The 23,768-nt window shown below is 37.6% G+C and carries 17 protein-coding genes; 13 read left to right on the top strand and 4 right to left on the bottom strand.

Annotated features, from left to right (window positions below; genetic code table 11):
- Nucleotides 1-65: 65 nt before the first annotated feature.
- On the bottom strand, nucleotides 66-2,210 hold the full coding sequence (locus ASE92_RS18170) for an ATP-binding protein (protein ID WP_157255788.1): 2,145 nt from the start codon (nucleotides 2,208-2,210) through the stop codon (nucleotides 66-68).
- A 42-nt stretch (nucleotides 2,211-2,252) separates the two neighbouring features.
- The gene (locus tag ASE92_RS18165) at nucleotides 2,253-4,121 is read right to left on the bottom strand and encodes a DNA topoisomerase IV subunit B (protein WP_056851549.1); all 1,869 of its coding nucleotides are present in this window, start codon (nucleotides 4,119-4,121) and stop codon (nucleotides 2,253-2,255) included.
- 363 nt (nucleotides 4,122-4,484) lie between these two features.
- Between ASE92_RS18165 and ASE92_RS18160 the strand changes: the two genes are divergently transcribed.
- From ASE92_RS18160 to ASE92_RS18150, 3 genes are all read left to right on the top strand, one after another.
- On the top strand, nucleotides 4,485-5,822 hold the full coding sequence (locus tag ASE92_RS18160) for an APC family permease (protein WP_056851548.1): 1,338 nt from the start codon (nucleotides 4,485-4,487) through the stop codon (nucleotides 5,820-5,822).
- A gap of 1,340 nt (nucleotides 5,823-7,162) precedes the next feature.
- Nucleotides 7,163-8,497 carry an MFS transporter gene (locus ASE92_RS18155; RefSeq protein ID WP_056851547.1) on the top strand — a complete coding sequence of 445 codons (1,335 nt, stop codon included), beginning with the start codon at nucleotides 7,163-7,165 and terminating at the stop codon, nucleotides 8,495-8,497.
- A 274-nt stretch (nucleotides 8,498-8,771) separates the two neighbouring features.
- Complete coding sequence (locus tag ASE92_RS18150; RefSeq protein ID WP_056851546.1) at nucleotides 8,772-10,076, top strand: DEAD/DEAH box helicase; 1,305 nt, start codon at nucleotides 8,772-8,774, stop codon at nucleotides 10,074-10,076.
- A gap of 709 nt (nucleotides 10,077-10,785) precedes the next feature.
- Here ASE92_RS18150 and ASE92_RS18140 read toward each other — a convergent pair.
- Together ASE92_RS18140 and ASE92_RS18135 are read right to left on the bottom strand one after the other, a co-directional pair.
- Nucleotides 10,786-13,692: a leucine--tRNA ligase gene (locus ASE92_RS18140; protein ID WP_056851544.1), complete on the bottom strand. Its 2,907-nt coding sequence runs from the start codon at nucleotides 13,690-13,692 to the stop codon at nucleotides 10,786-10,788.
- Between the two features lie 270 nt (nucleotides 13,693-13,962).
- Complete coding sequence (locus ASE92_RS18135; protein WP_157255787.1) at nucleotides 13,963-14,385, bottom strand: lipocalin family protein; 423 nt, start codon at nucleotides 14,383-14,385, stop codon at nucleotides 13,963-13,965.
- A 180-nt stretch (nucleotides 14,386-14,565) separates the two neighbouring features.
- Between ASE92_RS18135 and ASE92_RS18130 the strand changes: the two genes are divergently transcribed.
- From ASE92_RS18130 to ASE92_RS18080, 10 genes are all read left to right on the top strand, one after another.
- Entirely contained in the window at nucleotides 14,566-15,444 is an 879-nt protein-coding gene (locus ASE92_RS18130; RefSeq protein WP_056851542.1) for an ABC transporter permease, read from the top strand.
- Nucleotides 15,444-15,674: a DUF3098 domain-containing protein gene (locus tag ASE92_RS18125; protein WP_056851541.1), complete on the top strand. Its 231-nt coding sequence runs from the start codon at nucleotides 15,444-15,446 to the stop codon at nucleotides 15,672-15,674. The genes ASE92_RS18130 and ASE92_RS18125 overlap by 1 nt, the downstream gene beginning before the upstream one ends.
- A gap of 36 nt (nucleotides 15,675-15,710) precedes the next feature.
- Nucleotides 15,711-15,914, top strand: a complete 204-nt coding sequence (locus ASE92_RS18120; RefSeq protein ID WP_056851540.1) for a DUF2281 domain-containing protein — start codon at nucleotides 15,711-15,713, stop codon at nucleotides 15,912-15,914.
- Complete coding sequence (locus ASE92_RS18115) at nucleotides 15,915-16,286, top strand: type II toxin-antitoxin system VapC family toxin (RefSeq protein WP_056851539.1); 372 nt, start codon at nucleotides 15,915-15,917, stop codon at nucleotides 16,284-16,286.
- Nucleotides 16,287-16,312: 26 nt separating this feature from the next.
- A complete protein-coding gene (locus ASE92_RS18110; RefSeq protein WP_056851538.1) occupies nucleotides 16,313-17,107 on the top strand; it encodes an undecaprenyl-diphosphate phosphatase in 795 nt (264 codons plus the stop codon).
- Nucleotides 17,108-17,133: 26 nt separating this feature from the next.
- Nucleotides 17,134-17,865 carry a tRNA pseudouridine(55) synthase TruB gene (truB, locus tag ASE92_RS18105; protein ID WP_056851537.1) on the top strand — a complete coding sequence of 244 codons (732 nt, stop codon included), beginning with the start codon at nucleotides 17,134-17,136 and terminating at the stop codon, nucleotides 17,863-17,865.
- Nucleotides 17,862-18,722, top strand: coding sequence for a YitT family protein (locus ASE92_RS18100; protein ID WP_056851536.1), 861 nt, complete (start codon nucleotides 17,862-17,864; stop codon nucleotides 18,720-18,722). The genes truB and ASE92_RS18100 overlap by 4 nt, the downstream gene beginning before the upstream one ends.
- 164 nt (nucleotides 18,723-18,886) lie before the next feature.
- A complete protein-coding gene (locus ASE92_RS18095) occupies nucleotides 18,887-19,897 on the top strand; it encodes a bifunctional riboflavin kinase/FAD synthetase (RefSeq protein WP_056851535.1) in 1,011 nt (336 codons plus the stop codon).
- Nucleotides 19,898-20,353: 456 nt separating this feature from the next.
- Entirely contained in the window at nucleotides 20,354-22,567 is a 2,214-nt protein-coding gene (locus ASE92_RS18085) for a cation:proton antiporter (protein ID WP_056851533.1), read from the top strand.
- A gap of 121 nt (nucleotides 22,568-22,688) precedes the next feature.
- Nucleotides 22,689-23,723, top strand: a complete 1,035-nt coding sequence (locus ASE92_RS18080; protein WP_056851532.1) for a hypothetical protein — start codon at nucleotides 22,689-22,691, stop codon at nucleotides 23,721-23,723.
- Nucleotides 23,724-23,768: the final 45 nt, after the last annotated feature.

Below are 23,768 nucleotides of genomic sequence, written 5' to 3'. Positions count from 1 at the left end.
GTCTTTAGTCTTTAGTCTTTAGTCTTTAGTCTTTAGTAAAAATCTTCTTTGATAGAATTTGTTTGTTATTTGCGAATAAATTTCAGGATTTTCTCTAATAATTCCTGCTCTAAAAACGGTTTGAGCACCAACTCATCCATGCCAGAAGCGAGGTACTTTTTGCGATCTTCCTGCATTACATTTGCCGTAACACCCAATATTGATACGGATCTTTTGTTCATGTCTTCGCAGCTTCTAATTTTTTGAGTGAGTTCTATTCCTCCCATTTCAGGCATTTGGATATCTGTTAATACCAAATCGTAATCATTTTCATTAAATAACTCTAAGGCTTCCTTCCCATTATAGGCGGCATCAAAAGCTACTTTATATTTTTTTAGGATGGTACTGGCAAGCAAAATGTTCAGCATGTTATCATCGGCGAGAAGTACCCTTTTACCAGCTAAAATTTGAAGTTCAACTTCCCAGTTAGAAACGGGTAAATCTTGGCTAACGGGTTTATTAGTAATTTGATACGGCAACTCAAATGAAAAAGTAGAACCTTTTCGTTCAACACTTTTTACATCGATAGTTCCACCCTGAAACTCCACAATTTTTTTGCAAATGGCTAAACCAAGCCCTGTACCCTGTTGCTTTTTTTTAGTAGAGGCATAATATACCTGTGCAAACTCATCGAAAATAATTTTTTGGTCAACTGGGTTTATACCCATCCCCGTATCAACAATACTAACCTTTAAGCTGGTATTATTTCTTTCAAGATGCTCAAGGCTTGCGTTTAAACTTACTTTTCCTTCTGCCGTAAATTTAATTGCATTGCTTAATAAATTCATTACTACCTGCTTCAACCTCAACGGATCGCCCAAAATGTACAGGTTTTTATCAATATCCATATTCATAACAAAGCCGATTTTCTTTTTATCAGCTTGGATTTTCATGCTATCAAAAACATCTTGAATGGCCACGAAGGGAGAAAATGGAACACTTTCTAAAGTAACTTTTCCTGTTTCATATTTTGAAAAATCAAGTATATCGTTCACCACATCAAGTAGCATTACAGACGAATTTCTGATGGCGCCAACCTGCTCCTTCTGTTCGGCTGGTAGTTCTACCTGAGTTAGCTGTTCAGAGAAACCAACAATTGAGTTCAGCGGGGTTCTGATCTCGTGGCTCATATTGGCCAGAAACCTACTTTTCGAAAGTGCATATAATGCGGCCTTATTGCCATAATCAATTAGTGCCGTTTCATTTTTATAAAATTTATAAACCATGGAAAAAACGAAAAGCAGTAAGCCGCCTGCCAAAGCAAGTAAAACCCAGGTAAATTTATCCAGGTTTTCTACCGTGCTGAACGCTGTTACACTAATAGCCTGTTGTACAGACGAATAATAATCCTTTTCTGTGGATTTATATTTCTTCAGCCCATCAACAATTGTCGAAATCAAAAGGTGATTTACATCGAGCAACTGTTTCTCCTTGTCTTTAAGTTTTTTATTGGTACGATAAAGTTTTAAATAATAATCGTTAATGGCTTTAAGTTGCAATTTGTTATATGCCAAATTGAGTGAGGAGGTATCGGCCGTAATAATGGTTTTAATAAATGTTGATTTAGAACTGTCGATACCATTTTTAGCCTTATCGTTTATGGCGGCAATAATTCGTCCGAAAAATTTCTTTTTTGGCTGTGCGGCAACACTTGGTTTTATCGTATCAATTTTTATAATACTTTTGAATTGCCTTGCGGTAAAAAGCTTGCTTTGGGGATTTATCTTCTCTACGTCTTTATCTACCTCAACTGAAAAGTTAATTAAGCTATCAGAAAGCCTTTTGAGCTGAATAAATTGGGCGGTACGAAGCTTTTTTTGAAGAATGAGTTGATCAAAGTTAGCAGAATTGAAAGCTTTTTCGCTATTGTTTTGTTGCTCAATGGCATCCATGATTAAGGAAATTTCCTTAATCTCTTTTACGAACTGCTTGTAATAACTTCTCTCTCCACTAACAACATACATTCTACAGCTATTTTCTGCATTGTATAATTTAAAAATACAGCTATCTAGTTTTGTAAAATCACTTTGTACCTGAGCAATTTTATTTACCGATTTTAAGAGTGGTATTTTAGAGAAATTAACGAATAAACTTGCTGTTATTCCGAAAATGACTAAGATTAGAAATACGACTATTAAATATTTTCCTGCTGAACTTTTAGTGGGCTTCAATTTGCGTTGATTTAATTTTTGCGATTACATCAACGCCGAATTTTATGCTACTTCATCAATAATTTTAGGTTCTTCCTGTACCTCGTCTTTTTCTACACGTAGATTTCTAATGATGTGTTGCTGCCTATCGGGAGTGTTTTTGCCCATATAATATTCTAGCAAACTTTTAATGGTCTGATCTTTCAAAATAACAGGATCTAGCCTGATATCTTTTCCAATAAACAAACCAAATTCATCAGGAGAGATTTCTCCTAACCCTTTAAAACGGGTTATTTCAGGTTTATTTCCTAATTTTTCGATAGCATTTCGGCGCTCTTCATCACTATAACAATAAATGGTTTCTTTTTTATTTCGAACCCTAAACAATGGGGTTTGTAAAATGTAAACATGTCCTGCTTTTACTAAATCAGGGAAAAACTGGAGAAAGAAAGTCATCATTAACAATCTGATGTGCATGCCATCCACATCCGCATCAGTAGCGATAACGATGTTGTTGTAATGCAAACCTTCTAGACCGTCTTCAATATTTAAAGCATGTTGTAACAGGTTAAACTCTTCGTTCTCATAAACCACCTTTTTGGTTAGTTCATAACAGTTAAGCGGTTTACCCTTCAAGCTGAAAACGGCTTGGCAATCTACATCACGGGATTTTGTAATCGAACCCGAAGCCGAATCTCCTTCAGTGATAAATAAGGTAGTTTCATATCGCTTCTCATGTGTAGAATTGAAATGTACCTTACAATCGCGAAGCTTTTTATTATGAAGTGAGGCTTTTTTGGCTCTGTCGTTTGCCAGCTTTTTGATTCCGGCAATATCTTTTCGCTCTCTTTCCGATTGATTGATTCTTTTTAAGAGCGCATCTGCTACATCCGGATTTTTGTGTAGATAATCATCAAGTTCTTTTTTAACAAAATCATTGATAAATGTTGCTACTGAAGGTCCTTCAGGCCCCATATTTTGAGAGCCTAACTTCGTTTTGGTTTGCGATTCGAAAACCGGTTCCTGCACACGAACGGAAATTGCCGCAATAATTGATGAACGAACATCGGCAGCATCGAATTCCTTTTTGAAAAACTCTCTGACGGTTTTTACCACCGCAGCTCTAAAAGCAGCCTGGTGCGTTCCACCTTGTGTAGTATGTTGCCCGTTTACAAACGAGTGGTAATCTTCTCCGTATTGCTGACCATGTGTCATGGCAATTTCGATATCGTTACCAATCATGTGAATAATCGGGTAACGGATTTCTTCAGGCTTATTAAACTTAGAAAGCAAATCATAAAGACCTCTCTCTGAAAAATATTTCTGGTTATTGAAATTGATGGTTAAACCCGTGTTAAGAAACACATAATTCCAAACCATGCTCTCCACGAAGTCGGGAATGTAGTGGTAATTTCTGAAAATGGTTTCATCAGGATAAAACGTTATGGCAGTACCGTTTCGCTGAGTAGTATCAATAACAGGTTGTTCATTTACAATCTCTCCCTTAGAAAATTCTACTTTTTTAGTTTTCCCATCACGGTATGATTGTACAGTAAAACTGGTAGATAAAGCATTCACTGCTTTTGTACCCACACCATTTAAACCAACCGATTTTTGAAAGGCGTTACTATCGTATTTTCCGCCAGTATTAATCTTGCTTACACAATCTATAACTTTCCCAAGTGGAATGCCACGTCCATAATCGCGGACGTTTATTTTTTGCTCAGAAACTGTAATTTCGATGGTTTTTCCGGTTCCCATCACAAACTCATCAATCGAGTTATCGACAATTTCCTTCAATAAAACATAAATACCATCATCTTGCGCAGAGCCATCACCAAGCTTACCAATATACATACCGGGGCGTAGTCTGATGTGTTCTTTCCAGTCTAATGAGCGAATGCTGTCGTCGTTATAAATTACTTCTGCCATAAATTTTGTTATTTGTTACCAGATTGATTGAACTTTGCACTAATGCAAAGCAGCCATACCGAGGGATGTGTCGGAGCAAGCTTTAACAGTCAACATGATAAGTATTTAGGGATGATTTGATATTGAGTTTTTACGAAGTAAACGTTGTTTGACTTCGCAAATCTCTAATAGCAAAAATTATTATACAATAATAGATTTATTCTGCGAGGCTAGCAAAAGAAAATTTCAACAAAACAAAAGACTAAAATTTAGGAATTAAAATGAATAATAGGTGAACACTTTAATCCATTTTCACATCTCAAATCATACATCCTCTATCCAGCCTATTTACCTATCTTCACCCCATTATTTTATTACTCACTAATGCAACAAAAAAAGCAACTTTCGCTCTTCGATTTATCCATGATTGTGGTTAGCCTGGTAATCGGAATGGGTATCTTCCGAACGCCTGTAAACGTGGCTGCAAAAGCGCAAATTCCCGAGTTATTTTATCTGGCTTGGTTCATTGGCGGTTTTGTAGCCTTTTGTGGTGCATTAACTTATGCCGAAATCGGTTCCCGTTACCCGGTAACCGGTGGCTATTACAAAATTTTCTCGCAAGCCTATCATCCTTCAATTGCATTCGCTATCAATTGCATTGTGCTTATCTCCAGTGCTGCATCGGTTGCTGCAATCTCAATAATTGGTGCAGAATACTTAAGCAAAATTGTTTTACCAGCCGAAATGCAAAATGAAACTTATCGTGTAGCCATTGCCATCGCCACTATTTTAATATTTTACCTCATTAACCTGCTCGGCTTAAAAGCCAGTTCTAAAACTCAAAATGTTTTAACAGTTATCAAAATCGGCTTAATCTTAACCTTAATTTGTGCGGTATTTTTTGGCGGACAAACTCAGGATATTGCTCCTGTCTTCAAAACGAGCAATAGTGCTTTACCAAGTTGGCAAGATTACGGAAAGGCTTTAGGACTTTGCCTCATAGCGGTTTCATTTTCATACGCTGGATATGCACAAACCATTAACTTTGGTGGCGAAGTGAAAGATGCGAAGAAAATCATTCCGCGATCTATTATCATCGGCTTAACCATAATCGTAGCACTTTACCTGATCCTTAACTATGTTTATGTTAAAGTTATCGGTTTTGAAGAACTAAAAACCGCAGAAAGTATTGCAGCAATTTTGGCTTCGAAAATATTTGGCCCGGCGGGTTTCAAAATGCTTTCGGTTATCATTTTCATTTCCGTGATGGGTTATGTAAATGTAAACCTGCTAAGCAACCCGAGGGCAATGTTTGCCATGGGTGAAGAAGGAGCTTTGCCACGCTTTTTTAGTAAGATGAACAAAAAAACAGAGGTGATTACCTGGAGCTTAACCATTTTTACAGTGGTGGCAGTGGTGATCATTTTTTATGCAAAAACATTCGATAAGATTTTAAACTACACTATTTTTCTTGAAAGCATAAGTATGGCAAGTTCTGCAGCAACGATTTTTATCCTTCGAAAGCGAACTGCAAATCTGGATAAGGAAACCATTTATACTGTTCCATTATATCCTGTTTTGCCCATCATATTTATTGCTGCCTATACTTTTGTAGCGTTTAGCATTTATGCTGATGACCCAAATGTTGCATTAAATGGACTTTATATTTTTATAGGATTTTTAGCAATTTATTTTATATCGAGATTGTTCAACAAGAAATAATTTAAAATATTTGAAAGGTAACTATTGTGCTTGTCAGTTTTAAAGGTCCGTCCATACGTTAATTTTTTTTTAAAACTTCTGTCACTCTGGTGGTAATTTAGTGTATAAAATCAATATTATGATGTTAAGAACGGTCGTCCTTGCGAGGCAGGAAGCAATCTCATTTTATAAAATGGTACCACAGGAGATTGCAGTAGGACTCGGTTTTTGTTGATTTTTGACAAACAAAAATTAAGCGGCCGCCGCCCATGAGGGGAAAAGAATAACTGAAAAGAGATCCTTCGACTACGCTCAGAAACAGGCGCTCGCTATAGCCATTCTGCTCCCCGGCATTGGAGCTGATGGAAGGATATACCGTTGAAACTTGTGCAATAACATTCGACTACCCAGCACAAGGCAACGGGTTCTGTTCCAACCCTTCGTCGGAATCCTTGCATTGCCGCAATGGAAGGTTCGATGAGGATAGCCAACATCAGCTGCAAGCCTTGACTTTTGGTTACCTTTTTGTCAAGAAACCTGCGAAGCAAGCTTGAAGGCCAAAGCCAAAATAAAACTACTGAAAAAAGGTAAGAGGCCGCCGCCCATTAGGCGAAAAAGATCCTTCGACAAGCTCAGGATGACATACTGGTTAGATTAAACTGGTTTCAAAGATCTCTCCGATACGATCAATATGACGAACATCGCAAAAAGCTCATATTAAAATACGGAAATCGAATAATCCCATTTAATGTGTCCATAATTATTTATATTAGTGTAATCAAGAGATTGATCAATCCACTACAGCAAATTTCTGCTCTTTAATCATTTAAATTTGGTTTCAAGTCCACCTTTAGTCCACCGTATATCCACCTTATATCCACCTTTTAGCCAGACCTGCCTGCACCCTGCTCCCGGCATGCTTCAGGTCTGCTTTATGAATACCTTAGTTTAGGCAGAAGAATTCGCATCCTAGCGTGGCGCTTGCATGGTGCGCTATAGGTGCTATTAGGTAAGGATAAGGACTACAACAGGTAAAGGTTTCGCGAGCAGGATACGGAAATGGTAGGTTTCTTTCCCGAAGCTACTATGATGCTATTATGGAATGTGAAGAAAAGCAACCGTACAAGAGGCGAAAAGAATGACAGCTTTTTCAAGGTAGCGGCACCTAAAAATTACTTCTGCTCCATCCCGTATAAATGTGATTTTAAAACCTTTATTAAAGGATTTTTTTGGTGCTTTACCATAAAATAATTAAGTTACCCTGCATAATAGAAACCTATTCTAGTGAATAGGAAATAAATCGTCATTTCTGCTGGAGCGTAGGGAAATAACGAATAAATAATCTAGTTTTAACCAAATTAATGAATAAAACACTCTCGCTAAAACAAGAAATTGCTTACGCCGCCGGTATGATTGGTTGGAGCACAATGACGAATATCATCATTGTGATGCTGCCCTATTTTTATCTGCCACCAAATAACGCTGGTTTACCGCCATTGGTACCGCAACTTGTTTTTTTAGGATTGTTCAACATACTATCCATTATTGCCGCTTCCGGAAGATTGGTTGATGCAGTTTTCGATCCTTTTATTGCTTCTAAAAGCGATGCAAGCACCAACCCGAATGGCAGAAGAATGCCATTTATGAAATGGGCGATTATACCGGCAATCATTTTCTGCGGACTAGTTTTCTACCCAATAGAAAAAAGCGAAAGTTTACACAATGCCTGGTGGCTAACCATAACACTTTGTTTGTTTTTCGTTTCAGTCACCACTTACATTATTCCGTATAATGCCCTATTGGCTGAGGTAACGAATACCCCGAGACAAAAAGTGAAATTATCCAGCTACCAGCAAGTAGGCTTTGTAATCGGGATTATTCTATCTGCCTGCACCAATAATTTTGCCGATTTGGTTCAGCAGCATTTTGCAATTGCAAACCGAAGCGAGGCTGTGCAAATAGCCATTTGGGGTTTATGTATTTTATCAGGATTGGTAATGTTATTGCCTGTTTTCTTTATTAACGAAAAAGATTTTTCGGTAGCTAAACCTACACACATTCAACTTTGGCCTGCCATTAAAAATACCTTTAAAAACAGTAATTTCAAATATTACCTCGTTTCAGATTTTGCTTTTTATACGGCTTTGAGCATTATCTCAAGCGGATTATTATTCTTCTGTACAGTTTTATTGGGCTTACCAGAATCAGAAGGTGGAAAATTTATGGGTGCCATGGTGATGGCTTCTTTACTTTTTTATCCCGTTGTTAATTTCGGATCAGCAAAAATTGGCAAAAAACCATTTGTTCTTTCAGCATTTCTTGTTTTATGCTTAATCTTTGTAACCATCTTTTTTCTGGGGAAACTACCCCTCTTGCCGCGTACACAGCTTTATATTTTAGTGCTTTCAGCATCCTTTCCCTTGGCTGCATTAGGGATTTTACCCAACGCCATTTTGGCTGATATTGCTCAAAAAGATACTATAGAAACTGGTGAAAATCATGAAGGGATGTTCTTTGCAGTGAAGTACCTGTTTGTAAAATTAGGACAAACGCTTGGAATTGCCATTTTTGCCATGCTTACCATCTATGGTAAAGATCCTGGAAATGATTTTGGTTTACGCTTAAATGGAATTGTAGGTTTTGGACTCTGTTTAATCGCTTTAATTTGCTTTAGTAGGTTTAGGGAAGAGAAATGATTGAGTTAGAGGATAAGTGAATGATAAAATAAACCATTCTAAAGTCATTCAATCCATCCAATTGGTTCATTCAAAATTAGTTGCTCTTCGCTGATTGAATAAGTTAATAATTCATTGATTCGAAATTCACTCCTTCAATCATTTTAATTTACCTATATTTGCAGCGAAGCAGGAATAAGGGCTTGCCATTCTGAATGGCATATTCTCTCCGCAAGTTAGTCCTTCAACAATTGATCGTTCTAGCTTCTTCGATAAATATTACATAAAAAAATACATGTTATTCAAAGAATTAAACCTCATTGAGCCAATTTTAAAGGCCCTTGAGAAAGAAGGTTATACTCAACCTACACCAATACAGGAGCAATCCATACCCACAATATTAAAAGGAAAAGATTTATTAGGTTGCGCACAAACCGGAACGGGTAAAACCGCTGCTTTTGCCATCCCGATGTTGCAGTTATTGCACGAGAAACACATCAATACCAAAGCAACAAAAAATATAAAAGCTTTGGTTTTAACCCCTACCCGTGAGCTTGCCATTCAAATTGAAGAAAGCTTTAAAGCTTACGGAAGCAACCTTAATTTACGCAGACTGGTTATTTTTGGTGGTGTAAACCAACACTCGCAAGTGGAAGCTTTGCGTAAAGGCATTGATATTTTGGTGGCTACCCCAGGCCGCTTGTTGGATTTAATGAACCAGGGGTTCATCAGTTTAAATACAGTTGAACTTTTCGTTTTGGATGAGGCTGACCGGATGTTGGATATGGGTTTCATCCACGATGTGAAAAAAGTGGTGGCTAAATTGCCTGCAAAACGTCAAACCTTGTTTTTCTCGGCTACTATGCCTGATGAAATTCAAAAATTGGCGAATACTATTTTATCTAGTCCGACAAAAGTGGAGGTTACACCAGTATCTTCTACCGCTGAAACCATTAACCAATCGATTTATTTTGTAGATAAGCCAGATAAAAAGAAACTGTTAATCCACCTACTGGAGGATAAAGCGATTGAAACGGCTTTGGTATTTACCCGTACAAAACATGGTGCAGATCGTATTGTAAAAGATTTAGCCCATGCTGGAATTAAAGCTGCTGCCATTCATGGAAATAAATCGCAAAATGCTCGTCAAAGGGCTTTAACTGATTTTAAGGATAGAAAAATCCGCGTTTTAGTGGCTACTGATATTGCTGCCCGCGGCATTGATATTGATCAGTTATCTCACGTTTTTAATTACGAGTTACCCAATATTCCTGAATCTTATGTACACAGGATCGGCCGTACTGGTCGTGCTGGTGCAAATGGTATTGCGATTTCATTCTGCGATGCCGAAGAAAATGAGTATTTATTAGATATTCAGAAACTGATTAAAATTACTTTGCCTGTTGTTGATAACCATCCTTATCCATTAACCTGGGAAAGTATGCTGGCCAAAAATCAGGTTAAACGCAAGCCACAAGTACAATCGAAAGGTGGCGGTGATGGCAAAAGAGGTGGCGGTGATGGAAACATGAGCGGCAAACCTCGTAATGCCAGTAATAACCGCAGATTCGGCGGAAATAGAAATAAAGCGAAAGCATAGTTTAAGCTGAAAGAACAAAGCAGAAAGGCTAAAGCCCTTCTTGTCAAATACATAAAAACCCGGGTTGTAAATTACAGCTCGGGTTTTGTTTTTTAAGCCGTCGGCTGAAGCCGGAAGGCAATGAATAGCAAATTGCAAAATACCCGACACAAACGATCATCCTTGCGAGGTACGAAGCAATCTTAATGCGTTCGCTATGAAACCCATAGTTGTAGGATTACTTCTTTCCCAAAATAACGAAGCGCATAAAAAACCCTGAGTTGAGTTTGCAATTCTTTTTTTTCCGTCGGCTGAAGCCGGACGGCAATGAATAGGCAAATTGCAAAATACCCGACACAAACGGTCATCCTTGCGAGGTAAGAAGCAATCTTAATGCGTTCGCTATGAAACCCATAGTTGTAGGATTGCTTCTTTCCCAAAATAACGAAGCGCATAAAAAACCCTGAGTTGAGTTTGCAATTCTTTTTTTTCCGTCGGCTGAAGCCTGACGGCAATGAATAGGCAAATTGCAAAATTCCCGACACAAACGGTCGTCCTTGCGAGGTACGAAGCAATCTTAATGCGTTCGCTATGAAACCCATAGTTGTAGGATTACTTCGTACCTCGCAATGACGAAGCGCATAAAAAACCCTGAGTTGAAAATTCAACTCAGGGTTTTCCCATATAAAACTTTGATAAGAGAGCTTTAGTCTTTTAGCTTTCCTCTTAATTAAACCACCACGTTAATAATCTTGCCTTTCACGAAAATGATTTTTTTAGGCGCTTTGCCATCCAAAAATTTCTGGAACTGCTCATCCGATAATAAAATAGATTCAACTTCTGGCTGCGCTAATGTTAAGTTCAAATTCAGGTTCATCTTCATTTTACCATTGATAGAAACCGGATATGCAAATTCATCCTCTACTAAATGTTCCGGATTGAAGATCGGGAATTCCGTGTAAGACAAGCTACCTGCTTCATTACCCAATTGAATCCAAAGTTCTTCGCAAATATGGGGTGCATAAGGCGACAAAATAATCACCATATCCTGTAAAATGCTCCTTTTGTTGCATTTTAAATCCGTTAACTCATTTACCGCAATCATGAAGCTGGATACAGATGTATTGAAAGAGAACCGCTCAATATCATCCTGAACTTTCTTAATGATTTTATGAAGTGATTTCAATTCGGCTTTGGTCGGTTCAGCATCAGAAACAGCAAACTCCCAGGCTTCATTGTGGAATAATCTCCAGAATTTGCGCAAAAACTTAAATACGCCTTCAATACCGTTTGTATTCCAAGGTTTGCTTTGCTCCAGCGGACCTAAAAACATCTCATACATCCGCAAGGTATCGGCACCATAACGCACAACCAAATCATCTGGATTAACAACATTGAAATAACGTTTTGACATCTTTTCAACCTCATGACCACAATAATATTTTCCATTTTCTTCAACAAATATCGCGTCCTTAAACTCTGGCAAATGATCACCTAGCCTAGTTGTATTTAAAATATCATTTTCTACAATGTTGACATCTACTCGTATTGGAATAAAAGTTCGATTATTTGAAAATGGTATAGTCCTTAAAACTTCCTGTCCATATTGCTTTTCAATTAATTCACTTAGCTCATCATTTAAAAATGGTTTACCTTCCCGATCTATACCATTTAAAAAGTCAAGATAAATATTTTTGGAAAGCAACAATGGTCGATAGCCTTTCGGGTCGTCATTAAATACTAAGCGATAGACAATACTTGATCTTCCCTGAATCATTCCTTGGTTAATCAATTTTTTGAAAGGCTCTTCCTCCTTGGTATAACCTAAATCTTTTAAAAATTTGTTCCAGAAACGACTATATAACAAGTGGCCGGTTGCGTGTTCTGAACCACCAATGTACAAATCTACATCCTTCCAGTATTCAACAGCCTCTTTTGAGGCGAAGTCGGCATTGTTATTGGCATCCATGTAACGGTACCAGTACCAGCTACTTCCTGCCCAACCCGGCATGGTGCTTAATTCATAATGTCCGCCCTCCTTCGGGCTCCATCCTTCAGCTCTTGCCAAGGGTGGTTCACCTGTTTCAGTTGGCAAATATTTATCAATTTCGGGTAGGATTAAAGGTAATTCTTCTTCTTGAATCAAGTATGGCAACCCATCTTTGAAGTAAACCGGAATTGGCTCTCCCCAATAACGTTGGCGACCAAAAATCGCATCACGCTGGCGGAAATTAACTTTTGCTTTTCCTACTTTTTCTACCTCTAACCAGTTATTTAAAAACGGAACTGCTTCTTTATAAGTCAATCCGTTAATAAAACCTGAGTTAACATACTTGCCCTCTTTAGTTGGGTCAGCTTGTATTTCAATATCCTGCTGACCATCCAAAATCTGGATAATTGGCAAGTTGAAGTGCGTTGCAAATAACCAGTCGCGTTGATCGCCACTTGGCACACCCATTACCGCACCCGTTCCATAACCGGCAAGTACGTAATCAGCAATCCACAATTGAACGCGTTCACCATTTACCGGGTTAATCACGTAAGTACCAGTAAATGAACCTGAAACCGTTTTCGTATCCGCCATGCGGTCTAATTCCGATTTCTTTTTGGTTTGAGAAATATAATTCTCGATATCTTGTTTTTGTGCTGCCGTAGTTAGTTCGGCAACCCATTCATGTTCTGGAGCCAATACCAAATAGGAAACGCCGAAAATAGTATCTACTCGAGTGGTGAAAACTTCAATTTGTTTATCGCTGCCTTCCACCTGGAACTTCACACTCGCACCAACGCTTTTACCAATCCAATTACGTTGCATTTCCTTGATCGGTTCAGGCCAGTCAATAGTATCTAAACCTTGCAAAAGCCTATCTGAGTAAGCTGTGATCCTCATGCTCCACTGCATCATTTTCTTTTGCTCAACAGGAAATCCGCCACGCTCAGAAAAACCATCTTTCACTTCATCATTTGCCAAAACTGTTCCTAAAGCCGGGCACCAGTTTACGGTGCTTTCTCTTAGGTAAGTCATGCGATATTTTAACAACTCGATTTGCTTTTCCTCGTCTGTAAAAGTAGCCCAATCACTCGGTAAGAAAGATTTCACATCATCATCGCAAACTGCCTTAACATCTGCTGTGCCTGATGCATTGAATTTTTCAATTAAAGTGGTGATGTCTTCTGCCCTATCATTTTCAATGTTATACCATGAATTGAATAACTGCATGAAAATCCATTGCGTCCACTTATAATAAGATGGCTCGCTGGTACGCACTTCGCGACTCCAATCAAAAGAAAAACCAATTTGGTCTAACTGCCGACGGTATGTTGCAATGTTTGCCTCTGTTGTAATAGCCGGATGCTGACCGGTTTGTATAGCATACTGTTCTGCTGGCAAACCAAATGAATCGTATCCCATTGGATGCAACACATTAAAGCCTTTAAGGCGTTTATATCTCGAAAAAATATCTGATGCAATGTAACCCAGCGGATGACCAACATGTAAGCCAGCCCCTGATGGATAAGGAAACATGTCTAACACATAATATTTTGGTTTCTCAGAGTGGTTTTCGGCTTTGAATGTTTGATTATCGGCCCAAAACTTCTGCCACTTTTGTTCTATTTCTTTGAATTGGTAATCCATTGCAAGTTTTAATTTTTAAAGGGGCGAAATTACGGAAATTAAGGGGTTTAGAGAAACATAATTTTAGTCGCTTTTTACCACATAAACACACATATCATTGGATTTGACTTTTATACGTGAGTTCTTCATACTTTCTGAATTATGAGATACGAAGTGAGCTATATAGTGTAGAGAACCATTGATGATTTGAGTAAAGAAACTCGCCAAATAAAAATGCGCCACTGATGTAAAACCAATGGCGCAAGCAAATAATCGGGGAATTAATTTTTTTTATCGTGTTAAAGAATAGATTTTAACAACATTTGTTTTATCAAGTTTCGCAGTAAACTGCAATTGGTTCATGGTCAACGCTGTAACAGTGCCATAATAATTGCCTTCAGCAAAAGAGATATTCAACCTGTTATCAACGATAACGTAATTACCGATGGTTCTGTTTCCTTTAATACTTTGCTCTACCTGATCATCATTATCTGCTTTGAAATCTATATAGTCGCCACTTAATCCAGTAATTGTACCATTAACTTTACTTGGATCTGCCAGTGCATCAGCAGCTGTGTAGCCAGATACCTCTATCTTCGCTATGCTCCATCTACCAGTAATATGAGCTTTAACAGACTCGTCGTCTTTTTTACACGAAAATAGAACAGAAGTAAATACAATAATTAAACCTAGCAGGGTAATTTGTCTTTTCATTTGAATTTTAATTGGGTTATTAAGATAACGGCCTTTGAACAAATTTCGTACCGCACTGTTAAAATCATCAAAATTTTTAAGGTATTTCCCAAACTAAATATTGGCCTGTGCCGTTAATGATGATTATATTGGTGTTTATCAGGTATAATTTATATTTTCGCAAAAACAAAAGAAAAATACATGGAAGAATTCGAAGTAAGTGACGCATCTAAGAAAACCAAAACCGTATATATCTCTACTATTATTAGTATTGCATTGGTTTTATTAATGCTCGGACTGCTTGGGTTGGTACTTGTACATGCCAAAAACCTATCAAACTATGTTAAAGAAAACATAGTTTTAAATATCATAGTAAATGAGGGTGCGAAAGAGGCGGATGTTTTGGCTTTCCAAAAAGAGTTGAATGCAAATAAAGCGGTTAAACAAACCCAATACGTAAACAAAGAGCTTGCGGCCAGAAATCTTACTCAGGATTTAGGTGAGGATTTTGTAAACTTTTTAGGCTACAATCCTTTAACATCAACCTTCGATGTGTATTTGAAAGCAGAATACGCAAATAACAAAAGTATAGAAGGGTTGAAAGCTTCGATTTCAAAAAACCCCGTGGTTAAAGAGGTTGTTTATCAAAGCTCTTTAATTGATATGGTAAACAAAAATATCAATACCATTGGATTGATTATTTTGGCTTTTGCAGCACTACTTTTAGTCATTTCTATTGCGCTGATAAACAACACGATACGATTAGCTATTTATTCTCAAAGATTTTTAATTAAGAGTATGCAGCTAGTTGGTGCAACGAAAAATTTTATTCGACGTCCTTTCTTATTATTTGCTGCATTACATGGTTTAATAGCAGCGTTCATTGCGATCATTATTTTATTGGCTACCTTAATATATGCCAGAAAGGAAGTGCCTGAAATTATCATCTTAAACAATTACAAAGAATTCGGTTTTGTATTTGTTGCGTTAGTAATTATAGGCATATTTATAACAGGCATTAGTACCTGGTTTGCAGTGAGCAGATATTTACGTTTAAAATCTTATAACCTTTATAGATAATGGCATTAGAGAAAAAAACAAATCCGATTGCAAAGGATGTGAAAAACGACTTGGTTTTTACGAAAAAGAATTATCAATTATTGTTAATTAGTATGGCTATTGTAGCTTTGGGCTTCATTTTAATGATGGGCACAACAGGCGACATTTACGACTTTAGAAGAACATTACTTGCTCCTTTAGTGGTACTATTTGGTTTTGCCTTCGGCATTTACGCTATTTTAAAAAAATAATTTGGCATAGCTAGCGCATTTTTTTAACTTTAATTCATGACAACAACTAATTTGCAAATCGAGATAAATTCTCTGCCCATGAATCTTAGGCAGGAGGTTGCAGACTTTGTTGAATTTCTTAAATCAAAAAATAAAAATACATCGAAGCCAAAATCACGTAAATTTGGGTTTGCAAAAGGCAAAATAAAACTATCGGATGATTTTGACGAATCTTTAGAAATGTTTGCTGATTATATCTAAATGGCTTTTCTTTTAGATACACACGCATTTCTCTGGTTTGTGGCAGGCGACAAACAATTGCCTTTGTCTATTAAATCCGAACTCATTGACATCAATCAACCTTGTTTTTTAAGCATTGCATCTCTCTGGGAAATAGCCATCAAAAAGCAAATTGGTAAACTAGAATTAAATATCGGTTTTAATGAATTATTTCGGTTTGCAGAGCGCAATCAGATCGAAATCGTTTCTATTAATGAAACTCATCTTTCTACACTCCTAAATTTAGAATTCATCCACAATGACCCTTTTGATAGAATCATTGTCTCGCAAGCTATTGCTGAAGATTTAGTTTTAATCTCGAAAGATCATAAATTAAAAAAATACAAATATTAAGGTGGGAATAATCCACTATTAAACCTATGAACTATTTTCAAGCCATTATCCTTGCCATTATAGAAGGATTAACTGAATTTTTACCCGTATCGAGCACAGGCCACATGATTATTGGCTCCTCATTTATGGGGATAGCCAGCGATCCTTTTGTAAAATTATTTACTGTTGCTATCCAGTTGGGGGCTATTTTATCAGTTGTAGTTTTGTACTTCAAACGCTTTTTTAAATCGATAAACTTCTACATCAAACTTGTTGTTGCTTTCATCCCGGCCGCTATTTTTGGCCTTTTGCTAAGCAAGAAAATAGATGAACTTTTAGAAAGTCCGATGGCAGTTGGTATTTCACTTCTGGTGGGTGGTATTATTTTGCTTTTTGTTGATAAGTGGTTCGATAAACCCACTATCAATGAAGAGGAAGATATTAATTATTTAACCGCTTTAAAGATCGGATTTTTCCAGTGCATCGCCATGATTCCTGGGGTTTCACGCTCCGGAGCCACTATTGTGGGTGGTATGACTCAAAAATTAAGCAGAAAAGTAGCGGCAGAATTTTCATTCTTTTTAGCTGTTCCAACCATGTTTGCTGCCACCGCAAAAAAACTTTTAGATTTTTATCAAGATGGTCATACCATCACTCAAGAGCAAACTAATTTACTGATTATTGGAAACGTAGTTGCTTTCATTGTGGCACTTTTAGCCATTAAAAGTTTCATTGGCTATTTAAATAAACACGGTTTCAAAATGTTTGGCTGGTATAGAATTGTTGCGGGTCTAATCATCATCATCCTGCTAATGACTGGCCATAACTTAGAAATAATTTAATCTGTATCTTTGCGAAAAAAAGATTTGTGAGTACAGAAAATTCAAAGTTTAAAGATTTCAATTTTGCAGAGGGCGAACTGCTTCTAATTAATAAGCCATACAAGTGGACATCCTTTGATGTGGTTGGCAAAATTCGTAATTCTTTAAAACCTCTAAAACTTAAGGTTGGCCATGCCGGTACTTTAGATCCATTAGCTACAGGCCTGCTCATTATCTGCACTGGCAAATTAACCAAGCAAATAGATACCTTTCAGGCAGAAGAAAAAGAATATACCGGCACCATGATTTTGGGTGCTACCACCCCCTCTTTTGATATGGAAACGGAGGTTGATGAAACTTTCGACATTAGCAAAATTACTGAAGAAGAAATCTATGCAGCCTGTAAGCCGTTTATTGGCGATATAGAACAATATCCACCAGCACATTCAGCGGTAAAAGTTAATGGCGAACGTTTATACGTAAAAGCAAGGTTAGGCGAAGAAGTAGAATTGCGAAAACGTTTTGTTACCGTTCCTGAGTTTGAAATTACCCGTATCGAACTGCCAGAAATAGATTTCAGAATTGTTTGCAGTAAAGGAACATACATCCGTTCACTCGTTTCCGATTTCGGGAAACAGCTCAACAATGGCGCCTATTTATCAAAACTCACGCGTACCCGTAGTGGAAACTTTTTGCTCTCCGATTCATTTGAGGTTTTAGAACTCGTTAATTATATTCGCAGTAAGAAGGAAGAGCCAAAAACCGAACCTCAACTATGAACAACATTAAAAACCGAAATACTAGATTTGTAAAAGAATTCTTTTTAATTGTTGCTGGTGTAACTTCAGCCTGTTTTGGTTTAAAAAGCTTTTTAATGCCAAACGAATTTATTGATGGTGGCGTAACAGGTATTTCACTGTTATTAAGCACCTTAACCAAATGGAATTTATCTTACCTCATTGCCATCATCAACATTCCTTTCGTAATTTTAGGATACAAACAAATAGGTAAAGGCTTTGCTATTAAAACAGCCATTGCCATTGCAACATTGGCGGTAGCATTGATTGTAGTTCCTTTCCAACCCATTACACACGATAAATTACTGATTGCATTTTTTGGCGGTTTGTTTCTAGGCGGAGGAATTGGTTTGGCAATGAGAGGCGGTTGCGTAATTGATGGTACGGAAGTTTTGGCGCTTTACATCAGTAAAAATAGCATTCTAACGGTGGGCAATATCATCCTGATTTTAAACATCATTATCTTTGCATTTGCCGCCTATTTCCTTAATATCGAAACGGCACTTTATGCCATTTTAACCTACCTTTCTGCATCAAGTACGATCGATTTTATTGTGAATGGTTTGGAGCAGTACACCGGCGTTACCATTATTTCCGAGCATCAGGAAGAAATTAAGGCCTATATTATCAATGATATGAAACGTGGTGTTACCATTTACAAAGGCGAAGGCGGCTATGGTGAAAAGAAAGATCTCGATATCATTTTTACCGTAGTAACGAAGTTAGAAATGAGCAAATTACAATCGGCTATCAGGCAAATCGATGCAGATGCGTTCGTTATTCAGCAACAAATTGCCGATTTAAAAGGCGGTGTGGTAAAACGCCATGCATTACATTAAAATATAAATAATAATAATTAGGGCATGCCCCCAAGCTGCGCAAGGGGTCGGGCTGTACGCTAAATCTTTTTTGTCATTGTCATCCTAAAAATCAAATATCAGCAAACAAAAAAGTATACCGCTTCCATCCCTTATGCAAAACCCATAACCATAAAACATTCCCATTGAAAATATACCACAACCTTTCAGACTTTCAAAAACTGGATAATGCCGTAGTTACCATTGGCACTTTTGATGGGGTACATTTCGGCCATCAAAAAATCATCAAACAATTGGTCGCCAAAGCTAAAGCCGACAAGGGTGAAAGTGTTATTTTAACATTCTTTCCGCATCCAAGAATGATTATCGATCCTGAAAACCAGGATCTGAAAATGATTAACACCATCAACGAGAAAGCAGAAATTTTAAGAAGTTTAGGTGTAGACCATTTAATTATCACCCCTTTTACCAGAGATTTTTCGAATCAAACGCCTGATGAATACATCAAAAATACGCTAGTTGAAAACATCGGAACTAAACACATTATAATCGGATACGATCATCGCTTTGGAAAAGACCGGTCGGGTAACTTAAGCGACTTAAAAGTTGCAGGCATCCATTTTGGTTTCACCGTAGAAGAAATTAAAGAGCAAGATATTCACGATGTTGCAGTGAGTTCGACTAAAATCCGCCAGGCACTTTTAGCCGGCGATGTAAGCTTAGCCGCCGATTATTTAGGTTATCCATTTTCAATTTTCGGAAGGGTAATTAAAGGCGATAAAATTGGCAGAACGATAGGCTTTCCAACAGCAAACCTATTTGTAGAAGAAACCTATAAACTCATCCCTGGTGATGGAATCTATGCAGTTACAGTAGAAATAAGTGAGGAATTTGAAGAAGGAAGTGTAGATTCAGAAAGCAGACTCCGGACTTCGGACTCCAGACTTCGGACTTTCAAAGGCATGGCTTACATCGGGCAGCGGCCAACCATAAACGGCATGACCAGAAACATCGAGGTTAACATCTTTGATTTCGATCAGGAAATATACGGACAGGATATCAAAATGAATTTCCTTAAATTTTTACGCCATGATGTAAAGTTTACCGGGCTTGAAGCATTAACATTACAACTTCATCAAGACAAAGAAGCTACGCTCGCATTTTTTGCATCATCTGCAACACATTTAAAAAAATAAATCCTCCAAGAAAGGCCTCAATTCGTTATATTAGCGGCAATGAGGCTTTTTTACATCATCATATTCTTGTGTATACCTTGTTATTTTGTGAGTGCTGCATCACAAATAAAAAAAGAGTATGCGTTAAATAAATCTACGCCTACAAGCCTTCAGCCTTATCATAGTCAGGTTAAATTCCATCAGCAAACGGCAATGGAAAACGAAAGTATTGAAAAGGACCTCCTCACCAATCAACAGCATAAAAATTTTGCAAGCATATTATTGCTTTTTCTTTTCACTGCTATTTTTTTGAAGTTGTATTTTTCAATTTCTAAGAAAATAGCAAAAACTATCAGGCAAAATTATTGGTATTCGTTTAAAATGCTTTACCCAAAACATGTATTTTGGTAAGCAAGTTGGCACTTCGTAAAAACCGAAAGTCCAATTTATTCAAATTTTAAATTACCATCATTATCAATGCATTTACCAGACTTAATAGCCGATTTAGGATTAATACTTGCCGCAGCAGGAATAACAACGCTTATATTTAAAAAAATAAAACAACCCTTAGTACTAGGTTACATCCTGGCGGGACTATTGGTTGGCCCACATCTCGATTTTTTCCCTTCAGTAACAGATACCAAGAGCATCAACATTTGGGGGGAAATTGGAGTAATCTTTTTGCTGTTTAGTTTGGGGTTAGAATTCAGTTTCAAAAAGTTAGTCAAAGTTGGCGGATCGGCTTCCATTACAGCTGTTGTAGAGGTTGTTTTTATGTTGGTTATTGGTTTTTTTGCAGGTAAGTTAATGGGCTGGAAAACTATGGACAGCATATTTTTAGGCGGTATACTTTCTGTTTCATCAACCACAATTATTATCAGGGCATTTGAAGAACTCGGTGTAAAGCACAAGAAGTTTGCTGGTTTAGTTTTCGGTGTGTTGATTGTAGAAGATTTAGTGGCCATTTTATTGCTGGTTTTACTTTCAACCTTAGCAGTAAGTCAGCAATTTGCAGGGAGCGAAATGCTCATTTCAATTTTGAAACTTGCCTTTTTCCTGGTGCTTTGGTTTTTAGGCGGAATCTTTCTTATTCCAACATTTTTAAAGGCCACTAGAAAATTAATGAATGATGAAACGATGCTAGTGGTTTCATTGGCACTTTGCTTAATCATGGTATTGCTCGCAGTTAAGGTAGGCTTTTCCCCAGCTTTAGGCGCATTTATTATGGGCTCAATTTTAGCAGAAACAACTCAAGCCGAAAAAATAGAGCATCTTACAAAATCAGTTAAAGATTTATTCGCGGCGGTGTTTTTTGTATCTGTAGGCATGCTCATTGATCCAAAAATTTTGGTTGATTATGCTTTGCCAATTGTTATCGTAACCCTGGCTACCATTTTGGGTAAGTTTTTAAGCTCAAGTCTTGGCGCATTATTATCTGGTCAGCCGCTCAAAACATCGGTACAGGCCGGAATGAGTTTGGCGCAAATTGGAGAGTTTTCTTTTATCATTGCCACTTTAGGCCTTACACTTAAAGTAACCAGCGATTTTCTCTATCCTATCGCAGTAGCCGCATCAGCAATTACTACGTTCACAACACCGTATCTCATTAAATTATCAGAACCGTTTTATCAGTTCCTAACCAGAATATTGCCAAAGAAATGGATTGATGGGATCTCAAGGTACAGTTCCAGTACGGCTGGAATAACCACTTTAAGCGACTGGAAAATCTTGCTGCGCAGTTATGCGTTTAACACCATTATCCACTCGGTAATTATCATTGCCGTTATTTTTTTAGCTTCGCGATATGTGCAACCGTTTATCGCTAAAAACGTGGTTAATGGTTTAAAGTCTACGATTATCAGTTTAGTTGCATCGTTCATTCTAATGGCTCCTTTTTTATGGGCATTATCCATCAGAAGAATACAGAAAACGGCTTATTCTCATTTGTGGTTAAATAAGAAATACACCCGTGGACCATTAATTGCCATCGAAGTATTTAGAATTGCACTGGGAATATTTTTTGTCGGGTTTTTGATGTATGAATTTTTCGATACCTGGGTTGCAGCAGGAATTGCACTGGGGCTGATTGTCTTGGTGATGGTTATCTTTTCGCGAAAACTTCAATCCTTCTACAACAAGTTGGAAAAACGTTTCATGCTAAATTTGAATGCCAGAGAAAACCAAAAGCCTGATATTTTACCTTGGGATACCCACTTAACCGAAATTAAGGTATCACCAGAATCGGATGTGGTTGGAAAAACGCTTTCAGAACTGATGATTAGGGAAAAGTACGGGGTAAATATTGCGTTAATCGAACGTGGTAGAAACAACATTCCAACGCCCGGCCGCGATGAGAGACTTTACCCAAATGATAATTTATTGTTAATTGGAGCTGACGATCAGCTCGCGTCAGTAAAAGCACTCCTTGATGTGGATATACCTCATCATGAAGAAGAAAAATCTTTCCCCGATAAGGAAATGACATTGCAGAAGGTGGTTGTCAATACCGATTCGCCGGTGTATGGCTTAAGCATTCGAAATGCTGGCATCCGCGAAAAAGCACAAGCATTAATTGTTGGCATTGAACGGGGTACCGAACGCATTTTAAATCCTTCATCCGATTTCATATTTGATAACGGAGACGTCATTTGGATTGTGGGGAACAATAAGAAAATTAAGGAGGTAATATAAAACCTAAAATTGAGCCTATCGAGTTCGGAGCACAGTTGATTATTCATGCCATTATTTTTTTGCTTCAGACTGCCGACTCCAGACTGAGGACTTTTTTATATATTCGTGTATAACCTAACCTATGAAAGTTGATAGAGAAAAGAGTGAATTTTTAGACGATATGATTGAACAGTGGCAAACCACTGGCTTAATTACTGAAGACACTGGTAGCAAACTTCGCAAAAGCTATGAGGCTAAAAATTTCGATTGGTTGCGTTTAGCTCAGTATGCTTTTTGGGTTGCCCTTGCTTGCGGGTTTATCTCACTTGGTTCATTATTAATAGATAATTCCATCCTCAACTATCTTAAAAGAGTTTACAACACACCGAATATTGTTATTGCAATTGTTTCAGGAGGTTTGGCCGCCTGGCTTTACATGCTAGGATTTAGAAGAAAAAAGAAACTGGCTCATTTAAAGTTTAGCAATGAGGCCATCGTATTTTCGGCAATACTGCTTACAGCAAATGCCATTGCCTATTTCGGAAAAGCAATGGACAATGGCTCTGGAAATTTTTCAATTTTAATCCTTATATCCGTTTTCATTTATGGTGGATTGGGATACTTTTTCAATTCCCGGCTCATTTGGGTTTTCGCATTAATCTCTTTAGGGGCCTGGTTCGGAACAGAAACTGGTTATTTAAGCCGGTGGAATTATTATTTCCTGGGGATGAATTATCCTTTGCGCTTCGTTGTTTTTGGAGCGGCACTAACTGCAGCTTCGTTCATTATGAAAGCATTGCCCAAAACACAACACTTCTTCCAGGCAACTTACATTGCCGGAATGGTTTACTTGTTTGTCTCACTTTGGGCATTATCCGTTTTCGGGAATTTTGCCAGCTTAGAAGAATGGTATTCGGTAAGGCAACTGAGTTTATTCTATTGGGCATTAATTTCTGCAATAGTTTGTGTAGCAAGCACCCTATTTGGCTTAAAATATCATGATGATATTGCCCGTGAATTCGGGATCACCTTCTTATTCATTAACCTCTACACCCGTTATTTCGAATACTTCTGGGATAGCTGGCATAAAGCGTTGTTCTTCTCTGTACTTGCAGCATCTTTTTGGTTAATCGGCAGGAAGGCAGAGAAAATTTGGAACGTTGAGTTTTTGAAATAGGAATAAATACAGGTTATACACACAATCAACTCTACGGCTTGTTAA

The organism is Pedobacter sp. Leaf41, assembly GCF_001422545.1.
In the GTDB taxonomy this organism is placed as follows: Bacteria; Bacteroidota; Bacteroidia; order Sphingobacteriales; family Sphingobacteriaceae; genus Pedobacter.
The sequence above is the reverse complement of the archived record's forward strand: the minus strand, read 5'-3'. Positions and strand labels throughout refer to the sequence as shown.